The sequence below is a fragment of the Pseudomonas sp. CH61 genome (genome assembly GCF_059429415.1).
This window is the reverse complement of sequence record NZ_CM182098.1, coordinates 6,409,384-6,433,307: the sequence shown is the minus strand read 5'-3', so window position 1 is coordinate 6,433,307 and position 23,924 is coordinate 6,409,384. Positions and strand designations below refer to the sequence as shown.

Here is a 23,924-nt window from a genome sequence, read left to right as displayed (position 1 = left end):
ACGGTCAGACTAACGCAGGCAGATGACGCGCGGATATACGAAAAATCCGCGTGTCGCGTAGGCCTTAGAAACGTCGTAAATCGATTGTCATCGGTAGCTCGTCACTGATTTCTACATTCGGTATAGGAAGTTTCCCCGGCGTGTGTCCGATGCGGAAGAATCGCGCCATCCGCCGGCTCTCCGCTTCGTTGGCGTTGACCGGCAACGTCTCGTAATTGCGCCCGCCCGGATGGGCGACATGGTACTGACAACCGCCCAGCGAGCGGCCCATCCAGGTGTCGAGCAGGTCGAACACCAGCGGCGCGTGCACCGGGATGGTCGGCTGCAAGCAATTAGCCGGTTGCCACGCGCGATAACGCACCCCAGCAACGAACTCTCCCACGCGTCCGGTCGGATGCAATGGCACGGCGATTCCATTACAGGTCAGCAGATAACGCTGCGGCGGCAAGCCTTTGAGCTTGACCTGCAGGCGCTCCAGCGATGAGTCGACGTAACGCACCGTGCCACCTGCCGCGCCCTCCTCGCCCAACACGTGCCACGGCTCCAGCGCCTGCCGCAGTTCCAGTTCGATGCCGTTAACGGCGTAATCGCCGACCTTGGGAAAACGAAATTCCTGATGCGCGGCAAACCATTCCGCGCGCAGTGGATAGCCAGCGCTGTTGAGTTCGACGATGACGTCGGCAAAGTCCTGTTCGATAAAGTGTGGCAGCAAGAAACGGTCGTGCAGCTCGGTGCCCCAGCGCGCCAGTTTCGGCGGTGCATAAGGCTCACGCCAGAAACGTGCGACCAGCGCCCGCAGCAATAACTGCTGGGCCAGACTCATCCGCGCATGGGGCGGCATTTCAAACGCGCGCAATTCCAGCAAGCCAAGACGTCCGGTGGCGCCGTCCGGCGAGTACAGTTTGTCGATGCAGAACTCGGCACGGTGCGTATTGCCGGTGACGTCGATCAGCAAATTGCGCAGCAGTCGATCGACCAGCCACGGTGCGCATTCCTCGCCCGACTCGGGCATCTGCGCGAAAGCGATTTCCAGTTCGTACAGAGCGTCATTGCGCGCCTCGTCGACACGCGGCGCCTGCGATGTCGGACCGATGAACAATCCAGAGAACAGATACGACAGTGACGGGTGGTTATGCCAGTAACTGATCAGGCTGCGCAGCAGATCGGGGCGACGCAGAAACGGTGAGTCGGCCGGCGTCGCACCGCCGAGAACAAAGTGGTTACCGCCACCGGTACCCGTGTGGCGACCATCGATCATGAATTTCTCGGTGGTCAGCCGCGTCTGGCGCGCCTGTTCATATAGAAATTCGGTGCGCTCGACCAACTCGTCCCATGTTGCCGACGGCTGCACGTTGACTTCGATCACGCCCGGATCCGGGGTGATACGGAAATTGCTCAGACGCGGATCGCTCGGTGGCTCGTAGCCTTCCAGCAACACCGGACAATGCAGTTCTTCGGCGGTGGCCTCGATGGCGGCCACCAGCTCCAGATAATCCTCGACCCGCTCCAACGGCGGCATGAACAGGTACAAACGCCCCTCCCGCGCCTCGGCGCAGAATGCGGTGCGGGTCAGCCAGTCGGCAGATTCGTCGATTTTCGGCACACGCTCGTCGGCCGTCGCAGCTTCGCCTGGACTGTTGAGCTGCGCAGTTTGCGGCAACTCGGGAAAATCCTGATTCGGATCCTGTGGATGAATAAACGGATATTCGGCGGCTTTCACCCAAGGCTGCGCACCCAGCGGCAAGCGATAGCCCAGCGGCGAATCCCCAGGCACCAGCCGGCAGTGCTCATCACGCAGATACCAGCGCCCGCTCTGCCACTGATCGCCCTTGGCCGTGCGCGCCAGCGGCAGCACCTGACCAATGACTTTATTCAGGCCCTGGCTGAAGACTTTGCGCAGGCGTGCGCGCTCAAGCGGCTCTTCAAGACGCGAATCTTCGGCGCTGACGTTGCTCGGCAATGTGCCCTCGCGCCAGAGGTAATAGAAATTGTCCTCGTAGGCCGGGAACACAAAACGTGTAGGCAACTTCAGACGCTCGGCGACACTGGCGAGGAAGCGCCCGGCCAATTCGCCATTGGCGCCGTAATCCTGTTGCTCGTCGGCGATCAAAGCGTCGTTGTGCCAGATCGGCACGCCGTCGCGGCGCCAGTAGCAATTGAGCGACCAGCGCGGCAATTGCTCGCCGGGATACCACTTGCCCTGACCGAAATGCACCAGACCTTTCGGCGCGTAATGCTTGCGCATGCGCTGGAACAGTTCGGCGGAAAGCCTACGTTTATCCGCGCCCAACGCGGCGGTGTTCCACTCGGCACCGTCCGGATCATCGATGGAGACGAAGGTCGGCTCGCCGCCCATGGTCAGGCGTACGTCATCCGCCAGCAGGTCGGCATCGATCTGCCGGCCGAGCGCCTGAATCGCCAGCCACTGCTCATCGGTGTAGGGCTTGGTGACGCGCGGCGCCTCCCAGATCCGTTCCACCGACATTTCGTGGCTGAACTCACATTCGCAGGGCTCGACCAAGCCACTGATCGGCGCCGCCGAGGACGGATCGGGACTACAGGCCAACGGGATATGCCCTTCACCGGCAAACAGCCCGGAAGTCGCATCGAGGCCGATCCAGCCCGCGCCCGGCAGATACACCTCGCACCAGGCGTGCAGGTCGGTGAAATCGACTTCAGTGCCGGACGGGCCGTCGAGGCTCTTCACGTCTGCCGTGAGTTGAATCAGGTAGCCGGAGACAAATCGTGCAGCCAAGCCGAGGTTACGCAGCAACTGCACCAGTAGCCACGCCGAGTCGCGGCAGGAACCCGAGGCATGCTCAAGGGTGTGTTCCGGCGTCTGCACGCCCGGCTCCATGCGGATCAGGTAACCGATGTCTTCGCTCAAGCGCTGGTTGAGCGCCACGAGGAAGTCCACCGCCGGCAGCGGCGTGCGGTCAATTCCGTCCAGATAGGCTTTGAATTTCGGCGTCAGTGGCAGGGTTTCGAGGTACGGCGCCAGCTCCTTGCGCTCATCGGCGGCGTAGGAGAAAGGGATTTTCTCGGCATAGGGTTCGAGGAAGAAGTCGAACGGATTGAACACCGCCATCTCGGCGAGCAGATCGACTTCGATGCGCAATTCTTTGGTTTTCTCGGGGAACACCAATCGGGCGAGGTAGTTGCCCTGCGGGTCTTGCTGCCAGTTGATGAAATGCTGCTCGGGCGAGACTTTCAGCGCATACGACAGAATCCGCGTGCGGCTGTGGGCAGCCGGGCGCAGGCGAACGATCTGCGGGCCGAGTTCGACAGCGCGGTCGTAGCGGTAATGCGTGACGTGATGCAATGCGACATGAATCGACACGGCGTGCCTCCTGCGAGCCTAAGCGTATTCGAAAGCGCGCAAGACTTATGCCATGCAGAGGCTTGGGCGCTTTCCCGGAATGCTTAGGGCAGTACAGCACCAAAATCGGGCGATGCGGGGAAATGGTTTGGGCTGATTGCACGTAAATGTTGCGAAGCCCCCCCTCACCCTAGCCCTCACCCGGGGGGGAGAGGGGACTGATCGAGGTGGATGTTAGAGATACGCCGACTTAAAAGTATTGAGTCGAACTCAGGTTTGAAAAGCATGGAGATCTGCTCCCTTTCCCCTCGCCCCCCATGGGGGAGAGGGCTGGGGTGAGGGGGATGGATCTTGCGGCCTGCATAAATTTTGATCGTTCCCACGCTCTGCGTGGGAACGCAGCCCGTGACGCTCTGCGTCACACCCATGCTCGACATGACTCCGGGGGAAGGCTGGAACGCGGAGCGTCCCTGGAGGCATTCCCACGCAGGAGCGTGGGAACGATCAGCAAAACGCCAACCCGAAGGTTGGCGTTCTGTTCAGCTCAAGCGATGTTTAGCGCGGCACGACCGGCTTGCGTGTCGGCTTCGGCCCTTTGCCTTTCGCGGCGTCCTTGCGCTCCTTGGCCGCCTGCTGGTTGCGGGCAAACGCCGCTGCCTTGGCCTGTTCACGCTTGTCCCAAGGATTACCACCATCACTGGCACGCGGCGGCAGACCGGTGTGCTGAGTGAGAGTCTTGGTGGTCTTCTCTTTGCCTTCCTTCGCCACTTTATGGCTGCCGGCTGGCGTCGAGTTCTTGCGACGGGCGCTCTGATAGCTGTCGGTCGCCGGTTGATGGGTCGGGATCAACTGATCCTTGCCCGAACCGATCAAGTCGCCGCGGCCCATGCGGATCAGCGCTTCACGCAGCATCGGCCAACCTTTCGGGTCGTGATAACGCAAGAACGCCTTGTGCAGACGACGCTGCTCCTCGCTCTTGACGATGGTCACGCCGTCGCTCTTGTAAGTGACCTTGCGCAGCGGGTTCTTGCCCGAGTGGTACATCGCGGTGGCGGTGGCCATCGGCGACGGGTAGAACGCCTGCACCTGGTCGGCGCGGAAGCCGTTGCCCTTGAGCCACAGCGCGAGGTTCATCATGTCTTCGTCGGTGGTGCCCGGGTGGGCGGCGATGAAGTACGGAATCAGGTACTGCTCTTTGCCCGCTTCCTTGGTGTACTTCTCGAACATGCGCTTGAACTTGTCATAGCTGCCAATGCCCGGTTTCATCATCTGGTTGAGCGGACCTTCCTCGGTGTGTTCCGGGGCGATCTTCAAGTAACCACCGACGTGGTGGGTCACCAGCTCTTTGACGTACTCCGGCGACTCGACCGCGAGGTCGTAGCGCAGGCCGGAAGCGATCAGAATCTTCTTCACACCCGGCAACGCACGGGCGCTGCGGTACAGCTGAATCAGCGACGAATGGTCGGTATTCAGGTTCGGGCAGATGCCCGGGAACACGCAGGACGGCTTGCGGCACGCGGATTCGATTTCCGGGGTTTTGCAGGCGATGCGGTACATGTTCGCGGTCGGGCCGCCGAGGTCGGAAATGACACCGGTGAAGCCAGGAACCTTGTCGCGGATCTCTTCGATTTCGCGAATGATCGACTCTTCGGAACGGTTCTGGATGATCCGGCCTTCGTGCTCGGTGATCGAGCAGAAGGTGCAGCCGCCGAAGCAGCCACGCATGATGTTCACCGAGAAACGGATCATGTCATAGGCCGGGATCTTCTCCTTGCCGTACGCCGGGTGCGGAACACGCGCGTAAGGCATGCCGAACACGTAGTCCATTTCTTCGGTGGTCATCGGAATCGGCGGCGGGTTGAACCAGACGTCGACTTCGCCATGCTTCTGCACCAGCGCACGGGCGTTGCCCGGGTTGGTCTCGAGGTGCAGCACGCGGTTGGCGTGGGCATACAGAACCGCATCGCCACGGACCTTTTCAACCGACGGCAGGCGAATCACGGTCTTGTCACGGGTCATGCGCGGGCTGGCCAGAATCTGTACGACCTTGGCTTCCTGCGGATCTTCGACCGGACCCTTTTCCTGCTCGATGGCGCAGGCCTGGGTGTCCTGAGTGTTCACGTACGGGTTGATGATCTTGTCGACCTTGCCCGGACGGTCGATACGCGTCGAGTCGACTTCGTACCAGTCTTTCGGCGTATCACGACGAATGAACGCGGTGCCGCGCACGTCGGTGATGTCTTCGATCTTGTGCCCGTAGGACAGACGCTGAGCAACTTCGACAATCGCACGCTCGGCGTTGCCGTACAGCAGAATGTCGGCGCTGGCGTCGATCAGGATCGAGTTACGCACGCGATCCTGCCAGTAATCGTAGTGGGCGATGCGGCGCAGCGAGGCTTCGATGCCGCCAAGGACGATCGGCACGTGCTTGTAGGCTTCCTTGCAGCGCTGGCTGTAAACCAGGCTCGCGCGGTCCGGACGCTTGCCGGCCATACCGCCTGGCGTGTAAGCGTCATCGGAACGGATTTTCTTGTCCGCGGTGTAGCGGTTGATCATCGAGTCCATGTTGCCCGCCGCAACCCCGAAGAACAGGTTCGGCTCGCCGAGCTTCATGAAGTCGTCTTTGGACTGCCAGTTCGGCTGCGCAATGATCCCGACGCGGAAGCCCTGAGACTCCAGCAGCCGGCCAATGATCGCCATGCCGAACGACGGGTGATCGACGTAGGCATCACCGGTAACAATGATGATGTCGCAGGAATCCCAGCCAAGCTGATCCATCTCCTCCCTGCTCATCGGCAGGAATGGCGCTGGCCCGAAACATTCGGCCCAATATTTTGGATAGTCAAATAACGGCTTGGCTGCTTGCATGTCGACGACCGGTGTTGAAGTGAAAAATCGCGGGCGCGGAATATAGCACAAATTTTGACCAATTCCGACGGCAATGGTCGGTTTCTCTCACAGCCTTCGCGGTACGTGACTTACCCGACAACCGGACACGAAAATTCACCATTCAAATCACATATTCATCGGCCAGTGCTGAAGCTGGCTGATGTGACAACCCTTCAAGGATGAAGAAATGTCACCGAAATCGCCCATCAGGGGCATCATCACCGTCGATGTTCATCCACGTCCCAGCGAACCGCCAGGCGTGCCTTTGCCGCACCGGTTTGTGCCACCCAACGCAACGCCCACCCGCGCCGTGCACTCGCACCAAAGAACCCTGGCGGGAGCGGACCTGGACACAATTACCCCGGCACCCTCGGTCATGATCAGCCATGCGCCACAGGCAGTCAGCCAGGCATCTGCGCGGAGCCTGCCGCTGGAGCACTACCGGATCGATGAACAAGCCCAACTGCCCGCTCCCGACGCAGAGGGCTTGCGGATATTCAAGGGCCGCCGCTACGTTGATGTGCCCGGCGGCGTCGTGCCTGTCGTGGCAGATCCGCAAACCGGTTTGTACAGGGCCAGACTCCCCAGTGAGCGAATGCCTTCCGGGCCGACGCTTCTGCGTGATCCCCAGGACTTGCTCTGGCATCCACTGGAGGTGTCCAAGCCTGTCACCTTCGCCTTGTCCGCGACGCGCCTGCAAGCGTTCGCCACCGAGCTGGATTTCAGCACTGCGCGAGCCGGCCAGGACCACGTGCATCGATACGCCAACAAGCTCTATGTCGTCATCGAAAACCGCGCCTATCAAGTCCTGCACGATCTCGATGCGTCTTCGCCGGCATTGACCGTAATGCGGATCGTCCGCCCTGCCGATCCCGTGGCTGCCGATCCCGGAAATGTTTACGTCGCTACCCGTCCGGGAAGATCGGAGCCGATTGCCTTTGATGTTCGCGATGGTTGGCTGGGAACACTGGTGGGCAGTGCGGGGGGCATGCGTCGCAGTGCAAGGCCAACGGAAGCCGCGCGCGTGGCCGACCTGATATTCGAACTGCAGGCACTGGATCTGGAGTTCGACCAGGCGATGGCCAAGGGCGAGCAGTTACAAAACCGTTGGCAGGCCCTGAAAGGTACCGATGGCGAGCGCAACGTACTGGAGCAACTCGAAGAACACCATCAACGGGAACTGTCGATACTCGAAAAAACCCTCGGCGTGCACACTGAACAAAGGGAGCGGATCGTCGCGGCCAGAGGCGGCACGGCCTACCGCGACAAAGTCATCATGCTGCAAAAAGGCCGATTATTGACGCTCAACCAACTGATGATCGCCAATGATTCGCGCCAACTCCTCGACGGACCGATCTTCGGCGGTCCGGTTTCAGACTACCCCAAGGTCGCAGCCCACTTGTCGAGCAAAGTGCTGATTCTCAAACAACGTCAGGCCATTGCCGATGAACTGCTGAACAAGTGGCGCTTGTCGCAAAGCGAGTTGAATGATGCAGCGTTCGAGCCGATGGATCTGCACGATACCGTGGCCTTCTGGGTTTACGCCAAAAGCCGGATGTTCGTCGATACGGAGGCTACAGTCGACGTCAACAACGCCCACGCCCGATACCTCGGCTTCTGTTTTGGCGAAGTCACGTTTGCCTTCCGTGCGTTCGGCAGCATCCCTGAGCAAGCGCGCATTGCATTGCTCAGCGATCTGCTGGATCAGACGTCGGCAATCAGAGTTTCTTACGAGGAACTGCAACTGCCGAGCGGCGCGCACCATAGCCGTTCACGAGAAGAAATCGTCGCGGCCATCCGCACCTTCGAGGGCACGCTGGAAGAGCACCTGAACCGTTTCCACCAAGAGCAGGACACGACGTCAGCGCTGCCGCCCCACGAGCAACCGATTGATTTCGACTTTATCCCTGCGCAAAACCGGAACCAGCCGAGCGCCGCACCGCGCAAGATGTTTCGCAGCAAACACCACGGCGTCTACAGGATTCGTGTCGGTCGGCCACGCCGTACGGCTGCCGGCGAAGAGTTGATAGATGTCATCAACCCCCATGATCCGGCAGAAGTCTTGCAGACCTACGAACGCAGGGAAGGCGAATGGCGCCGCCAGATTGCCCGGCAAGAAAGAAATCTGGCGACATTGACTACCCAGGCCGAACAACTTCTGGAAAAAACCGATTCTCACTTGAACGCGGCCTGGCGCGATGAGCGCGCGAAACGCAACGCCACCAGCATCGTTGAATTCCTCAGTGACCGGGCCGACGATCTCACTGAAGTCACCCGGCAAATAGAACAAGCCCCGAATCCCGGTGCCGTTGATACGGCCACGTTGCTCCAGCGTCTGGAATACGACAGCCAGCGCCTGCTCAATGAAAGCGAAGAGATTCGCCTGCGGCTGTACAAAGACCCGGCCTATCTGAGCATTGATCGAGTGGCGTACCTGATCAACCACGGGCATCTCAGCGCTACCAGAACCCACGTCCGAGTGCAGTTGGGGAAAGGCAACAAAAAAGACTTTCTCGATGTTTACACCCTGAACGACAGGCAAAGCAATACGCCGTTGTGGCACGCCCATTTTCACTACGCAGACAAAGACAGCCCGGCGCTGAACTTCACTGCCAAGGGTGGCCACCTCAAGACCCTGCAGCAAAGCAGGCTCGGCACGTCATCCCAGCGCCGGGATGAACAGGCCGGTCGAGCACACGTGCGGATCTGGCGTGAAGACATCGACCTGTCGACAGCGCAGCAAATATTCCAGTTGGCCTCATAAAGCAGCCTCTCCCCGAACCAGGGGCTGAGGGACTTTTTTCAAGGATGAAAAACATGGCTCCCAAAAAAACCGTCAGGGTCACCACCAAGGCCCACGGTCATTCTCGCCCGGATGCACCGCTGCAAGGTCACACGGGGCAAGCACCGCATACGACACTGGAATCGTCGTTTGCTCTTGGTTCCCAGACGCGACCGGTCCCCCCCCACAGCATTGCCAACCTCGACGCGATCAGACCGTCAACCGTCGTCATCGCGCACTCGACACCAGACAAAACCGGTACACCAGGGCCTCAACCGCTGGAGCATTACTGGCTCGCGGTACCTGACCGTATGCCGCCGGCCAATCCTGAAGGCTTGAGGATGCTCAAGGGACGCGCATATGTCGACGTGGCCTACGACGGCATCGCTATGGTCGGCGTAGACCCGCAGACGGGTCTCTACCGCGCCCGACTCGCCGTCGAACGGATTGCGTCAGGGCCGCTATTGCTGCGCGACGCCGACAGCGGTCTCTGGCATTCGCTCAATGACGGTGACGCCGTTGCCGGGTTCGATACTCACCTGCAGACGCTTCGCACAAATCCGGACTTCACAGGCACCAGGGCCGACGGCGAAGGCGTATTTCGCCACGAAGGCCGGTTGTACCTGACCATCGACAATCATGTTTATCAGGTCATGCACGACGTGAGCGCCTCCACCTCGACACAAAAAGTGTGGCGTATCGTCAACCCGAAAGACCCCGTGGCAATCGACAGCGCGAACATCTACCGGGCCAGCCGCATCGGCGAAACGCGAACTGTCCGCCGCGATGAGACAAACCGTTGGGTCTATCATTTGCCCCCCCTGAAGGGTGACATCCAGGACGCGGAGATTGCCCGGTTAAGCAAAGAGGTCCTGTTGCAGATGTATGAGCCGTTTCAGAAGGCCCATGCGGAGTTGAAAAGTTCGTCTGACCGTCATAACTACCTGTGGGCTGGGGCCAGAGAATTGCCTGAGGGCAGTGCGCAGAGAAACGCAAAGCTGCTCAACGTCGAAGTGAATCTGCTCAAGCACATTCACAAGCAAGCGGACTTCGTGGAGTCGCTTCTTCTCAACAAGAACTGGCTGATCCACGCGAAAGCAAGCGGGCTGTTCAAGCAGGAACTGCACACCTTCCGGATAGAACGTGCGGAATTTCTGAACCGGCTCATGGCGGCCATGGACTTGAGGGTCAAACCTACGATTTCAAGACTCGACGCCGACAGTTGCAAGAAGATCATCCCCCACTTGAACAAGAAACTCCGGTTTATCGAGGAGCGGGAAGTGGTCATGGCTGAAATCAGAAAAGCCGATCCCGGAGCGGTCCCGACACTCGAAGAAATCAGGCAGCAAGTGCCATCGGCCGAGCGCATCAACTTCAACAAGTTGACGCTCTTCGTTCACTTGTTTGCGGGTACGCCCGACCATGCGCCCAATACAACCATGCCCTCGCTTGCGTCCATTGATTTGATCACCGGCGATTTGAAAAACGTTCCGCAGCGCGATCACCCGATGGCGTTGTTGTTAACCCTTGATCAGATAAGGACAGACAAGTCCCGCTTTGAAATGCAACTGGCGGCCACCGATGCTTCCAGGACCGACTACATCAGGGAAATTCTCAACCTGATCGGTCCATTCGAGAAGCGCATCGAAAACAGGCTAAGCGAAATTCTTGACTCGTTTGATCGCAACACCGCGCTGCCAAGCGTCAACCACGACATCGATTTCGATTTTGTTCCACCGCAGCCCGACCCTTCCGAAAATGCTCGCCCGGTACCGCCGAGGAAAGTTTTCCGTGTCCGTCAGCATGGCACTTACCGGGTACTGGTCGGGGACATGGAAACGACTCAGGACGGCAACGTCATCGTCAAGGTACCCGATCCACTGCGCCCCGATTCGCCCTCTGCGCGCTACGAAAAAAGACAAGGCGAATGGTTGCGTGTGCGCTCGCCCATTACTCGCACACCCCGGCCACAACTTATCGCCGAGGCCAGACAGTTGCTGGCAGAAGTCGAACAACACGTTGCCAAGGCCAGGATGGATGAGGCAAAACACACCAATCCGAGCGAGATACTGGACGACCTGGATAAAGCGTCGGAAGGCCTGGCCGAGCAGGCAAGACGCCTGCAAAACCTCGACGGCGCCCCCGATGATGGCGAAATCCTCGACCTGACTGCACGCCTGCGAACCGCGGCTGATTTACTGACCACTCAAGGCCAAAGCGTTTTGGTGCGCATGTACAAAAACAAGCACGAGCTCGACATCATGCGCGTGAACTATTTGATCGATGCCGACGAGCTCAATGTGATCAAGACCGTTGACCGCAAGCAGTTGGGCAAAGGCGAAAGCAAGTCGTTTCTCGACGTTTACTCGCTCCGTGACCGTGCCGACGACACCCCCTTGTGGGAAGCCCATTTTCACTATGACCAGCACGACACCGTGCCCCTGAGTTTCAAGACAAGGGGTGGGCATCTCAAAACGCTCGCACAGAGCAGACGCGGCATCGAGTCTCAGCGCCGCGATGAACAGGCCGGCCTACCGCATGTGGCCATCTGGCGTCAGACCTTCGACGGCAAGACCGCGACAAAAATATTTGCACTGGCCAGCCCCGCTGCCGTGCCCCCCAAACCCGAGTGAAGGGTATTGGGCTTACACGATCAACCAGGCAATGACGCCGCCCCTGCCATCAGTTCCTGTCTATGCGAGCCGATGTGCAAACTCTACAAGGATAGAAAGACATGCCCGTTAAATCGCCTCCCAAAGGCAGTAGTTCCGCAAATACCTCCGTTCGACAAACCCCTTTGCCAGACATCGACGCTCCGCGCCTCGACCTGCCACTGCGCACAGATGTCGAGATCCCGACGCCGGGAGGCCATTCGCCACGACCCGGCAGATCGGGGACACAAGCTGACCTCGAGCCGATCGGGCCGGCACCGACCATCACGGTTCATCAACCCACGGTGTCGATTGAAAGTTCGCGGTCGCTGAATCAATCGCTGGAGCAATACTGGGTGCCTGCGGCAACCGGCTTGTCGGATCGCAACGCTGACGGTTTGAGAACGCACAAGGGCCGCCAATACGCCGACGTGCCCGGAGGCATCGTGCTGGTCGCCAAGGATGCGGAAACGGGACTGTATCGAGCCAGACTGCCCAGCGAGTCCAGGCCCACGGGGCCGGTGCTGCTGCGCGACTCCAGCTCAGGGGTCTGGCATGAACTGGAGCAGTTCGAGCCGATCGGCGTGCCGTTGTCAGCCTCCCGCCTGGAAGCGTTCCGCACGCCGCTGGATTTCAGCGGTGTGCAAAGCGGCAACGATGGACTCCACCGCTTCAACGGCAAGCTCTATGCGGTAATCGACAACCACAGCTATCAGGTGCTGCACGACATCGATGCTTCGACCCCATCGACTCCGGTGATGCGCATTGTCCGCGCGCAGGATCCGGTTGCCGGCGATAGCTCCAATACCTACATCGCAACGCGTCCGGGAAGATCGGAACCGATTATCTTCGATACCCTCGAAGGCTGGCTGGGAACTGCGGTCGGTGGCGCCGGCGGGATGTTCCGTAGCGAGTCAGGCAGCCCCGCTCACCCGAGCCTGCTGCAACGGCTTGCCACCGCAGTCAATCAATTGCGCACACCTGAATCCCGCGCGGGAAGACTGTTTCCGGACCTCAAGAAAGAGGACATCACTCAGCTTCTGCGCTCACAGGGGGATGACGTCCGCAACTATCTGGACCAACGAGAAGCCAAGTACAAGTCGCTCAAGGCTGACCTTGCTGCCTGGATCAAGAAGACTTCCTCAGAGTCGCCCACCGAACCTGCACATCCCTCAGTGGAGCGTGCCGTCGAAGAAATAAAACGCTGCTGGAAACGGCAGACCGGGACGACGCTGAAACTGGATCTGGGGGATGCGATCCTTGCGCCCCTGACGGCTGATTTCAGTCATGTACGCACGCTGGAGCTGACCGCGGTCGCCTGGTCGGACACCGCCGACACCTTCCTTGGCAGCTTTCCCAACCTGGAAAAACTGGCGGTGACCCACTCCACCCTGGACAAGCTGCCGCCGGGTATCGCACAGATGTCCGCTCTCAAGACTCTGGATCTGAACTCGAATCGCATTGAGCTGGATGAGCAAACGGCGTTAAAAACGGGCACGCTCAACCAGCTCGAACACCTCGATCTGGCGGGTAATCCGCTTGGAAGAACGCCGGACTTCAGCGGCATGTCGCAACTGCGCTCATTGAACCTGAACAACACCCGACTGGATCAGTGGCCCAGCGGCTTACACGAGCAGTTGGCGCTGGAGCTGGTCGACTTGCGTAACAACCAACTGCGCGAAATTCCGCAGACGATCCTCAACCCGTCAAGCGATCAGCTTTTGGCCATCGCCCGTATCAACGCGGTCACGCTGATTGAAGGCAACCCCTTCCCTAACGGTTATTGGCGATCGCTCGAAGTGTATTGGCGGCGTGTGGTGGCCGATTATCCGGCAATGCGCACCGGCTCTCGGGCCGACGCATTCAGACTGGATGGAGACATTCCTGAAGTTGCGATGGTGCGGCGCATGTACCCGGACAAAGATCTGCAAGCTGCCAGGGAGTATCTGATTGGCCTGGGTGATGATGTCGAGAATCAGATAGCCCGACGCATTGCCGGTTTTGATCTACTCGAAACGCAACTGCAAGCCTACATAGCTGACAGTCAATCCGGCCCAGCCGACGTCACGGGACCGGACAGAATCAACGCAACCCGTCTGGCAAGAATCATCAGAGGCTGCTGGCTCGGCGAGTCGGAGGGCATACTGAAACTGCCACCGTTGTACGGACCACTGCCCTTGCTGACCGTGGATTTCAGTCACGTCAAATCGCTCACTCTCGATTCGGTTGGCTGGTCCGACACCGCCAATACGCTTCTGTCCAACTGCCCAAACCTGGAAAGCCTGACCATTGTCCATTCCGGCATTGAGAAGTTGCCGAACAAAATCGCCGAGATGGACAAACTCACCCATCTGAACCTGAGTTCGAACCTGATAAAACTGGATGAGCAAAGCGCTATGGCGCTGAGCGGATTACGCCATTTGAAACAGATCGATCTGTCCAACAACCAACTGCGCACAGTGCCCGACTTCAGCGCCATGTCCGGGTTACAAGTCTTGAACCTGAAAAACACGGGGATCAGTCAGTGGCCTGTCGGGCTGCAGGACAAAGCCGGCCTGACCAGCCTGGACCTGCGCGACAATCGCTTGAAGGAAGTCCCCCAGGCGAACCTCAACCCGGCACCCGAGACACTTTCAGTCGTCGCGCGGATCAACAACGTCACGCGACTTGAGGGGAACGACTTTCCCTCCGCTTACTGGAGAAAATTCGACCTCTACTGGCGACGCCTGAAAGAGTCTCACCCTGAGCTGATGGAGCCGGCCAATCCCGGCGCTTTCGATAGCGATAACTCCAGGGCGCAGCGTTATCAAAAGCTGTACCCGACCAAGAGCATCAAAGAGTGCCGGGAGTTCATCTGGAACCATGACAAAGGCACCATTGCACCGCGCTTGCTCGCGCTGGAACAAGAGTTCGAACTGCTGAAAACCCAGCTCGACGATTGGGTCTTTTCCGGGGGTGGCAACCGGCTGCGTTACGTTCGTGCCAATCAACTGCAGATCAATGCCACGACCCGTAATGACCGCACCACAGCACGCGAGCGAATCATCAGTTGCTGGCGGCGTGAAACGGAGCAAAAGCACGCCTTCGATGGCTCCCCCATCGGTCTGGAACTGGACCTGAGCGGCCTGACGCTGCCGACCCTGCCGGATCTGAGCATCGACTTCAGCCATGTTGGCTCACTGCGGTTGAGCGGCATGAACCTGACCGCATCTCCGGAAGGTTTTCTCACCCGTTTTCGCCATGTGCGCTGGCTGGACATGTCGAACAACCGGCTCAGGGACTTGCCCCCGGCCGTGGGCGAAATGCATGGGATGACGCGCCTGTTTTTGCAACACAATCAACTGGAGCTCAATGCAGAAACAGCGCGGATACTGGCCGGGCGTACAACGCTCAGGGCACTCTGGATAGACAACAACCCGCAACTCGGCGTGATACCGGATTTCAGCCAGATCACCGATATGCGCGAAGTCAATCTGGCGAGAACGGGTATCAGCCAATGGCCGACCGGTCTGTTTGATCAGCCATTACTGACCGGAATCGATCTGAGTCACAATCAGATCACCACGATTCCTGACTTTGTCATTCCACTGACCCTGGAGCGCCTGGCGCATTCGGTTCAGGTCAACAGTGGCACGCTGGTGAGCAACAATCCGTTGTCGGACGCCAGCCGCCTGCAGTTGCGAACCTATGGCGAGCGACTGAGGTTAGTCGGCACGCCACTGAACCGAACACCCAACCTGATCTCGACGTCTGCCACCGTTGCACGACTCCCCATTGCAAGAGACGCCATGGAGCCGGATCCGCGATGGACGGCGGGATTAACCGTCGATCAGGTAACCGCCAGAAAAGCTCAATGGCGCGCGTTGCGCGAGCAGGAAGGTTCGGACGGTTTCTTCAACATTCTGGCGAGCCGCGTTCACCATGCCGATTTCCGGCGCCAGGCCTGGGACGTAATCGATGTCATCACCGGGGACACTGCACAGACGCGCACCTTGCGCAGGGAGCTGTTCGATCGTGCGTGCGAAGCCGGCTGCACTGATCTCGCCGCAGCGACTTTCACCGACCTGCAAGTACTGGCCATGACTCACAAGGCTCGCGTGCAGGCCGGTCAGGATATGAATGGCGCGCCATTGGTGGAATTGTCCAAAGGCTTGTTTCGTCTGAAGCACGTTGACGATTTTGCGGCGGCAGAGATCGCCTTGAGCAGGGCAATCATCGACGATCCGGCGACATCTCGGGAGCTGCGAAACAGCCTTGGCCTGCGCATACGCGATCCCCATGAAATGACCATGGCCTACCGCTTTGGCCTCAAGGATCGGCTGCAACTGCCGTTTCAGCCGCAGACACTCTCGTTTATCGGTATGGCCGGCGTGACTCCAGCCATGCTGGATGTGGCCTATCGAAAAGTCATCGCATTGAATGGTTCACCCGAAGAGTTTCAGGCGCTGGTATCGATGGATTTCTGGCAAGACTTCATCATTCACAAGTACCAGGCGCAATTCGATGCGGGTCGTCAGCCGTTTCAAGACCGTCAAGCGGTTCTGGACGGTCAGTCGGCGCAACGCCTGCTGAGCGAGGCTCAATACAACTCACAAACCGATGATGTGACCGCGCAACTGGCGATTGTCGAAGCGACTTTGATTCAGACGCTGACGCGTCAGGAACTGCAGCCTCGAACAACCATCGAGGCGTCTTCTGCCAACGTCACGCCTGCAGATGAAACTCCGCGACCGAGCGGCGCAACGGTGTAATCGATACAGCGTGACAGCAGGCCGAATGATTTCGGCCTGCTGTCACTCGTCGTCGTCGAAGTTGTAACTGCCCGGCGCAAGGTTTTCGAAGCGGGTGTACTTGCCGATAAACGCCAGACGGATAAAACCGATCGGGCCGTTACGCTGCTTGCCGATGATGATTTCGGCGATGCCCTTGTGTTCGGTTTCCGGGTGATACACCTCGTCGCGGTACACGAACATGATCACGTCGGCGTCCTGCTCGATCGCTCCGGATTCCCGGAGGTCGGAGTTGATTGGACGTTTGTTCGGCCGTTGCTCGAGGGAACGGTTGAGCTGAGACAGCGCCACCACCGGGCAGTTGAATTCCTTGGCCAGAGCTTTCAAGGAACGCGAGATTTCAGAAATCTCGTTGGTTCGGTTGTCGCCGCCGGAACCCGGAATCTGCATCAGTTGCAGGTAGTCGATCATGATCAGGCCGATCTCACCGTGTTCACGCGCCAGACGCCGGGTACGCGCACGCATTTCCGAAGGGCTGATACCGGCGGTGTCGTCGATGAACAGCTTGCGGTCATTGAGCAGGTTGACCGCCGAGGTCAGGCGCGGCCAGTCATCGTCTTCCAGTTGGCCGGAACGCACCTTGGTCTGGTCGATGCGGCCGAGCGAGGAAAGCATACGCATGACCAGCGATTCACCTGGCATCTCGAGGGAATACACCAGAACGGCCTTGTCGCTGCGCAGTACGGCGTTTTCCACCAGGTTCATCGCGAAGGTGGTTTTACCCATCGACGGACGACCGGCGACGATGATCAGGTCGGCCGGTTGCAGGCCGCTGGTTTTCTCGTCGAGGTCGGTGTAACCGGTAGACAGGCCGGTGATGGCGTTGTCGGTGTTGAACAAGGTGTCGATGCGGTCGATGGCCTTGGTCAGCAAGTCATTCACGCCCACCGGGCCACCGGTTTTCGGGCGGGCCTCGGCAATCGCGAAGATCTGCCGCTCGGCTTCGTCGAGAATTTCCTCGGCGGTGCGGCCTTCCGGGTTGAAGGCGCTGTCGGCGATCTCGGTGCTGATGCCGATCAGTTGGCGCAACGTCGCGCGCTGGCGGACGATCTGCGCATAGGCCTTGATGTTGGCGACGGATGGCGTGTTTTTCGCCAGCTCGCCGAGGTAACCGAGGCCACCGACTTGCGAGGTCTGACCTTCCTTGTCCAATTGCTCGGCAAGGGTCACGACGTCGATCGGGGAGTTCTGATCGGCCAGTTTGGCGATCGCGCGGAAAATCAGACGGTGGTCATGTCGATAGAAATCGCCGTCGGAGACTTGATCGAGCACGCGTTCCCAGGCGTTGTTGTCCAGCATCAGACCACCGAGTACAGCCTGTTCGGCTTCGATGGAATGCGGCGGCACCTTCAGGGCAGCGGTTTGCAGATCGTATTGCTCGGGAGCGGAGATATCGTTCATGGCCACTTGTGTTGTTTGGAAAAACAGGGAATTCAGAAAGACAAAGGGCACGACCTGTAAACAGGATCGTGCCCGATGTTAACCGTCTGACGGACAAGCCGCCAGCCGATCAGGTGTTACTTAAGCTGCTACCACGACAACGCGTACGGTGGCTTCAACTTCGGCGTGCAGGTGCACAGCCACGTCGAATTCACCCACGTTGCGGATGGTGCCGTTCGGCAGACGAACTTCGCTTTTCGCAACTTCAACGCCGGAGGCGGTCAGTGCGTCAGCGATGTCGTGAGTACCGATCGAACCGAACAGCTTGCCTTCGTCGCCAGCGGTGGCAGTGATGGTCACTTCCAGCTCGGCCAGTTGGGCAGCACGGCTTTCAGCCGATGCTTTACGGTCTGCGGCAGCTTTTTCCAGCTCAGCACGACGCTCTTCGAACGCAGCCAGGTTGGCAGCGGTCGCAGCGGTAGCTTTGCCGAAAGGCAGCAGGTAGTTACGGCCGTAACCGGCCTTAACGTTTACTTTGTCGCCCAGGTTGCCCAGGTTGGCGATTTTTTCCAGAAGGATCAGTTGCATGTGGAAATCCTCTTAACTTTTAACCTTCACCGTTCGCGTTATCGGTGTCTTTCGACACGTGACGACCGCGAAAATCAATCAGGCTGTCGACAATGGCCAGGACCACGAGCAACGGATAGATCAGCTGCATGAACAGCAGCAGCGTGACGTACAACCCCACCAGCCAGAAACCGGCCAGTCGCTTCTGCCCGACCAGCCCGTGAATCAGGGCAAGTCCGGCGAACACCAGCGGTACACTGCACAACGGCGTCAACATGGCCATCTGTGCACCGAGATTCGGGCCCAGAAGCATCAACGCCAGCAGTAACATCGCCGGCCCCAGCGGGATCCGGATGGCGCGAAACTCGCGACCAAAACCACCCGGGTTGTACAACAACGCCTGCCAATGCCGCCCGACAATCAGGCTCAGCACGCTGACGATTTGCAACAAAGCCGCAATCAGTCCGGTCAGGACCGGTGCAATCAGGGACGCGAAACGCGCTTGCTCATCGACCGACAATTGCTTGTAGGTCTCACCGAGAAGCGCTGGCATGACCTTTATCAAGGCCTGCGCGAGCATCTCGATCTGGGCCGCAAACGCAGCCCCGAGCACCACCGAAAACACCACTCCAATCACTACGCTGACCAGCAGCGTGCGAACCCAGGACTCACTTGCGCGCAAAACCAACGCAAGTCCCGAAGACCCCAGCAGCACCAGAAGTGCCCGTGGGTCATCGGCATACAGCCACCAGATCAATGCCGGCAGCAGCCCCAGAGACAGAACACCCAGGGCGTCCGTCAGTCCGCGCCGCAGCAGCACAAGGCTCCCGGCGGCAGCGCCCAACCAATACAACAACGGCAATGTTGCACATCCGGCCACCACGAGAGTGGCCTGCATACGGCCTCGCATGATGAACTCAGCTAAGGCACGCATGCATTCAATCCTTTGCTACTTGTCGACTGCCCGGTCTCAGCGGCCGTGGCTGTCGGTGTAGGCCAGCAGGGCCAGGAAGCGGGCGCGCTTGATAGCGGTGGCCAGCTGACGCTGATAACGAGCTTTGGTACCGGTGATGCGGCTTGGAACGATTTTGCCGGTCTCGGATACGTAAGCTTTCAGAGTGTTGAGATCTTTGTAATCGATCTCTTTCACGTCTTCAGCGGTGAAACGGCAGAATTTACGACGACGGAAGAAACGTGCCATTTGATAGGCTCCTTAATAAGGTCCGTGGATTACTCGTCAGCGTTATCGCTGTCGTTCTCTTCGCCTTCAGCGCTTTCAGCGCCTTCGTGCTCAGGACGATCGCGACGCTCACGGCGCTCACTGCGGTTTTCTTCAGCCTTGAGCATCTCGGACTGGCCAGTAACAGCTTCGTCGCGACGGATGACCAGGTTACGGATCACTGCATCGTTGTAGCGGAAGTTGTCTTCCAGCTCGGCCAGGGCCTTGCCAGTGCACTCAACGTTCAGCATCACGTAGTGAGCCTTGTGAACATTGTTGATTGCGTAGGCCAGTTGACGACGGCCCCAATCTTCCAGACGGTGGATTTTGCCGCCGTCTTCTTCGATCAGCTTGGTGTAACGCTCAACCATGCCGCCGACTTGCTCGCTTTGATCCGGGTGGACCAAAAAGATGATTTCGTAATGACGCATGAATGCTCCTTACGGGTTGTAGCCTGCCGCTCAAAAACGGTCAGACAAGGAGTGAATGACACTTATGGACTTGCTGGCGCGGGGCACATGCGTGCCTGCCGTCACAGCAAGGGGCGCAATTGTAGAGAAGGGATAGAGGACGTGCAAGGCAATTGGTGATTATTTGAACAATCACCCATTTATGCCACACCACAAAACACTGTGGGAGCGAGCCTGCTCGCGAATGCGATATATCAGGCAACATTATTGTCGTCTGACACACCCCTTTCGCGAGCAGGCTCGCTCCCACATTTGAATCGTGTACGACTCAGGATTTCTTCGCGGCAGCCTTGGCTTTGGCGCCGCGCTGACGCTGCGCTTCGAACAGGCACACGCCAGTGGCTACGGAAACGTTCAGACTGCTGACGCTACCGGCCATTGGCAGTTTCACCAGATAGTCGCAGTGTTCGCGAGTCAAGCGACGCATGCCTTTGCCTTCGGCGCCCATGATCAGAATGGTCGGGCCAGTCAGATCCTGGTCGTAAATGCTGACTTCAGCCTCACCTGCCGTGCCGACAATCCACAGACCGCGCTGCTGAAGCTTTTCCAGCGTACGCGCGAGGTTGGTTACCGCCACCAGCGGAATCACTTCTGCCGCGCCGCAAGCGACTTTACGCACGACCGGCGTCAAGGTTGCCGACTTGTCTTTCGGCACGATCACCGCCAGCGCACCGGCCGCATCGGCCGAACGCAGGCAGGCGCCGAGGTTGTGCGGATCGGTCACGCCGTCGAGCACCAGCAACAGCGGCGCACCTTCAGTGCGATCGAGCAGCTCGTCGAGCATGGCTTCGCCCCAGACCTGGCTCGGGCTGACTTCCGCGACCACACCCTGGTGCACGCCTTCAACCCAAGCGTCCATTTCGCGACGCTCGGCCTGACCTACCTGAACACGATTCTCGTTGGCCAATTCAACCAGCGTCTGCACACGCGGATCGTTGCGGCTTTCCGCCAGCCAGATCTGCTTGACGCGTTTCGGGTGGTGACGCAGCAACGCTTCTACCGCGTGAACGCCGTAGATTTTTTCCAACTGACTCATGACTTCGCCTTCGGTTTACGTGCCCCGCCACTTTTGGCTGGAGCAGAACCCGCTTTTGGCGGGCCTTTACGATGTTTGCTCGGTTTGGCTGGCTTGCCGCCGGAGGCCTTTTCAGGCGCCGACCGTCCGGTCTTTCCCCCGGACGCCGCTTTACCACCGTTTTTCGCGTCGGAAAGCAGCGCTTTCTTCATTTCACGGCTTTTGCGCAGCTCGGCGTTTTTCGCCACGGCATCGCTAGGGCGATAGGCTTCGGCAGCCTTTTCCTTGGCCGGACGACGGCTAGCGGTTTTTGCCGGAGCCTTTTCTTCCGAAGCCTTGGCAGCAGGCGCAGCGGTTTCGGCGCCACGTTTTTTCCGACCGATCGGCGCGCTGATGGTTTTTTCGGCCATCTCGAAATCGATCTTGCGCTCGTCGAGGTCAACGCGCATCACGCGCACTTCAACGGTATCGCCGAGACGGAAGCTGCGACCGGTGCGCTCGCCCGCCAGGCGGTGATGCACAGGATCGAAGTGGTAGTAATCGCCCGGCAGCGCGGTGACGTGCACCAGGCCTTCGACGTAGATATCGGTCAGCTCGACGAACAGGCCAAAACCGGTCACTGCGGTGATCACGCCCGGGAACGACTCACCCACGCGATCCTTCATGAACTCGCACTTGAGCCAGTTCACCACGTCGCGGGTCGCCTCGTCGGCACGGCGCTCGCTCATCGAGCACTGCTCGCCGAGCTGCTCCAGCGCCGCTTCGTCGTACGGATAGATGCGCGCCTTCGGAATAGTCATCGCACCGGCACGGCGAACGTGCGGGGTGTCCTGTTTCGAGTGGATCACGCTGCGGATCGCGCGGTGCGTCAGCAGGTCCGGATAACGACGGATCGGCGAAGTGAAGTGGGTATAGGCTTCGTAATTCAGGCCAAAGTGGCCCTGATTGTCAGCGCTGTACACCGCTTGACTCAGCGAACGCAGCATCACGGTCTGAATCAGGTGGAAATCCGGACGGTCCTTGATGCTCGCCAGCAAGGCCTGATAGTCCTTCGGCGACGGGCCGTCCTTGCCTTTGTGCAGGGACAGACCGAGCTCGCCAAGGAACGCACGCAGTTTTTCCAGACGCTCCGGTGGCGGACCGTCGTGGACGCGGTACAGCGCAGGAATTTCGTGCTTCTTGAGGAATTCGGCAGTGGCCACGTTGGCCGCCAGCATGCACTCCTCGATCAGCTTGTGCGCGTCGTTGCGGGTGGTCGGACGAATCTCGGCAATCTTGCGCTCGGTACCGAAGATGATCCGGGTTTCCTGCGTTTCGAAATCGATCGCGCCACGGACGTGACGGGCGGCCAGCAGCACCTTGTACAGCGCATACAGCTGTTTAAGGTGCGGCAGAACGTCGTTGTACTCACCGCGCAGCTGACGCGCCTCGGTGATTTTCGGCGTTTCCAGCATCGCGCTGACTTTGTTGTACGTCAGACGAGCGTGGGAGTGGATCACCGCCTCATAGAAGCAGTAGTCGGTCATCTCGCCGGACTTGGAGATGGTCATCTCGCAAACCATGGCCAGACGATCGACGTGCGGGTTCAGCGAGCACAGGCCGTTGGACAGTTGCTCAGGCAGCATTGGTACGACGCGCTCCGGGAAGTACACGGAGTTGCCGCGCACTTGCGCTTCGTTATCCAGCGCCGAACCGATCTTCACATAGCTGGAAACGTCGGCAATCGCCACGTACAACTTCCAGCCGCCGGAGAACAGGCGCAGCTTGCCCGGTTTGGCTTCGCAATAAACCGCATCGTCGAAGTCGCGGGCATCTTCGCCGTCGATGGTGACGAACGGCAGATGGCGCAGGTCGACGCGCTTCTCTTTGTCTTTTTCTTCGACTTCCGGCTTCAGCTTGGCGGCTTCTTTCAGAACGGCTTCAGGCCAGACGTGCGGAATGTCGTAGGTGCGCAGGGCGACATCGATTTCCATGCCCGGCGCCATGTAGTTGCCGACCACTTCGACCACATCGCCTTGCGGCTGGAAGCGCGGCGTCGGCCAGTGGGTGATTTTCACCTCGACGAACTGACCGATCTGCGCGTTGGCGTTGCGGCCCGGCGTCACCAGCACTTCTTGCTGAATCTTCGGGTTGTCGGCGACGACGAAGCCGATGCCGCCTTCTTCAAAGTAGCGGCCGACGATGGTTTCGTGGGCACGGGAGACCACTTCGACGATCACGCCTTCGCGGCGACCGCGACGGTCGAGACCGGAAACACGCGCCAGTGCACGGTCGCCATCGAACACCAGACGCATTTGCGCCGGGCTCATGAACAGGTCATCGCTGCCGTCGTCCGGCACCAGGAAGCCGAAACCGTCACGGTGACCGCTGATGCGGCCGAGGATCAGGTCGAGCTTGTCGACCGGCGCGTAAGTGCCACGGCGGGTGTAGATCAATTGAGCGTCGCGCTCCATGGCGCGCAGACGGCGGCGCAGGGCTTCGATCTGGTCTTCTGTGGTCAGACCAAACTCTTCGACCAGTTGCTCGCGGGCAGCAGGCGAACCCCGATCGGCGAGGTGCGCCAGGATCAGTTCGCGGCTAGGAATAGGGTTTTCGTATTTTTCCGCTTCACGAGCGGCCTCGGGATCGAGGGACTGCCAATCGGCCATTAGAGAGTTTTCACCTTGTCTATATGCGGGTTAGTTTGGCATAGGCGCCATGAAACGGGAAATTTCCGACTATATAAGGCCCAACTGAGGGTCTGTATCGACGCCCGAACGCCGTTTTGACCACCGCTGGTAAAAAAAATCATATTTTTTGCTGACAGGGGTTTACAGTTAAAAAGACGCTCCGTATAGTGCGC

At 59.2% G+C, this 23,924-nt stretch carries 12 protein-coding genes; 3 read left to right on the top strand and 9 right to left on the bottom strand.

What is annotated here, in order from left to right; genetic code table 11:
- Window positions 1-64: 64 nt before the first annotated feature.
- Together AC5SEM_RS28860 and AC5SEM_RS28855 are read right to left on the bottom strand one after the other, a co-directional pair.
- Window positions 65-3,340 (bottom strand): transglutaminase family protein, encoded by a 3,276-nt coding sequence (locus AC5SEM_RS28860; protein WP_495471809.1) that lies wholly within the window; start codon window positions 3,338-3,340, stop codon window positions 65-67.
- A 534-nt stretch (window positions 3,341-3,874) separates the two neighbouring features.
- Window positions 3,875-6,187, bottom strand: a complete 2,313-nt coding sequence (locus AC5SEM_RS28855; protein WP_495471808.1) for a YgiQ family radical SAM protein — start codon at window positions 6,185-6,187, stop codon at window positions 3,875-3,877.
- A 208-nt stretch (window positions 6,188-6,395) separates the two neighbouring features.
- On the opposite strand from AC5SEM_RS28855, the gene AC5SEM_RS28850 reads away from it, so the two are divergent.
- The 3 genes from AC5SEM_RS28850 (at window position 6,396) to AC5SEM_RS28840 (ending at window position 16,392) form a co-directional block, all read left to right on the top strand.
- Window positions 6,396-8,972 (top strand): hypothetical protein, encoded by a 2,577-nt coding sequence (locus AC5SEM_RS28850; protein ID WP_495471807.1) that lies wholly within the window; start codon window positions 6,396-6,398, stop codon window positions 8,970-8,972.
- A 53-nt stretch (window positions 8,973-9,025) separates the two neighbouring features.
- A complete protein-coding gene (locus tag AC5SEM_RS28845) occupies window positions 9,026-11,623 on the top strand; it encodes a hypothetical protein (RefSeq protein ID WP_495471806.1) in 2,598 nt (865 codons plus the stop codon).
- Window positions 11,624-11,997: 374 nt separating this feature from the next.
- A complete protein-coding gene (locus AC5SEM_RS28840) occupies window positions 11,998-16,392 on the top strand; it encodes an NEL-type E3 ubiquitin ligase domain-containing protein (RefSeq protein ID WP_495471805.1) in 4,395 nt (1,464 codons plus the stop codon).
- 42 nt (window positions 16,393-16,434) lie between these two features.
- On the opposite strand, the gene dnaB is transcribed toward AC5SEM_RS28840, so the two are convergent.
- The 7 genes from dnaB to rnr all read right to left on the bottom strand — a co-directional run bounded on the left by dnaB (window position 16,435) and on the right by rnr (window position 23,730).
- Complete coding sequence (gene dnaB, locus AC5SEM_RS28835; protein WP_008078305.1) at window positions 16,435-17,832, bottom strand: replicative DNA helicase; 1,398 nt, start codon at window positions 17,830-17,832, stop codon at window positions 16,435-16,437.
- 120 nt (window positions 17,833-17,952) lie between these two features.
- On the bottom strand, window positions 17,953-18,399 hold the full coding sequence (rplI, locus tag AC5SEM_RS28830) for a 50S ribosomal protein L9 (RefSeq protein ID WP_003186385.1): 447 nt from the start codon (window positions 18,397-18,399) through the stop codon (window positions 17,953-17,955).
- A gap of 19 nt (window positions 18,400-18,418) precedes the next feature.
- The gene (locus AC5SEM_RS28825; protein ID WP_016983782.1) at window positions 18,419-19,312 is read right to left on the bottom strand and encodes a hypothetical protein; all 894 of its coding nucleotides are present in this window, start codon (window positions 19,310-19,312) and stop codon (window positions 18,419-18,421) included.
- Between the two features lie 36 nt (window positions 19,313-19,348).
- Window positions 19,349-19,579 (bottom strand): 30S ribosomal protein S18, encoded by a 231-nt coding sequence (gene rpsR, locus AC5SEM_RS28820; protein WP_002551829.1) that lies wholly within the window; start codon window positions 19,577-19,579, stop codon window positions 19,349-19,351.
- Between the two features lie 29 nt (window positions 19,580-19,608).
- Window positions 19,609-20,028, bottom strand: a complete 420-nt coding sequence (gene rpsF / locus AC5SEM_RS28815; RefSeq protein WP_007915844.1) for a 30S ribosomal protein S6 — start codon at window positions 20,026-20,028, stop codon at window positions 19,609-19,611.
- Window positions 20,029-20,335: 307 nt separating this feature from the next.
- Window positions 20,336-21,103 carry a 23S rRNA (guanosine(2251)-2'-O)-methyltransferase RlmB gene (gene rlmB / locus AC5SEM_RS28810; RefSeq protein WP_016983783.1) on the bottom strand — a complete coding sequence of 256 codons (768 nt, stop codon included), beginning with the start codon at window positions 21,101-21,103 and terminating at the stop codon, window positions 20,336-20,338.
- Entirely contained in the window at window positions 21,100-23,730 is a 2,631-nt protein-coding gene (gene rnr, locus AC5SEM_RS28805; protein ID WP_137217687.1) for a ribonuclease R, read from the bottom strand. The genes rlmB and rnr overlap by 4 nt, the downstream gene beginning before the upstream one ends.
- Between the last annotated feature and the right edge of the window lie 194 nt (window positions 23,731-23,924).

Bases quoted from the DNA above. Each gene is read 5' to 3' on its own strand.
- rpsR (WP_002551829.1), bottom strand. From the start codon at position 19,579: ATGGCACGTTTCTTCCGTCGTCGTAAATTCTGCCGTTTCACCGCTGAA.
- rlmB (WP_016983783.1), bottom strand. From the start codon at position 21,103: ATGAGTCAGTTGGAAAAAATCTACGGCGTTCACGCGGTAGAAGCGTTG.
- rnr (WP_137217687.1), bottom strand. From the start codon at position 23,730: ATGGCCGATTGGCAGTCCCTCGATCCCGAGGCCGCTCGTGAAGCGGAA.
- AC5SEM_RS28845 (WP_495471806.1), top strand. From the start codon at position 9,026: ATGGCTCCCAAAAAAACCGTCAGGGTCACCACCAAGGCCCACGGTCAT.
- AC5SEM_RS28855 (WP_495471808.1), bottom strand. From the start codon at position 6,187: ATGCAAGCAGCCAAGCCGTTATTTGACTATCCAAAATATTGGGCCGAA.
- rpsF (WP_007915844.1), bottom strand. From the start codon at position 20,028: ATGCGTCATTACGAAATCATCTTTTTGGTCCACCCGGATCAAAGCGAG.
- rplI (WP_003186385.1), bottom strand. From the start codon at position 18,399: ATGCAACTGATCCTTCTGGAAAAAATCGCCAACCTGGGCAACCTGGGC.
- dnaB (WP_008078305.1), bottom strand. From the start codon at position 17,832: ATGAACGATATCTCCGCTCCCGAGCAATACGATCTGCAAACCGCTGCC.
- AC5SEM_RS28825 (WP_016983782.1), bottom strand. From the start codon at position 19,312: ATGCGTGCCTTAGCTGAGTTCATCATGCGAGGCCGTATGCAGGCCACT.
- AC5SEM_RS28850 (WP_495471807.1), top strand. From the start codon at position 6,396: ATGTCACCGAAATCGCCCATCAGGGGCATCATCACCGTCGATGTTCAT.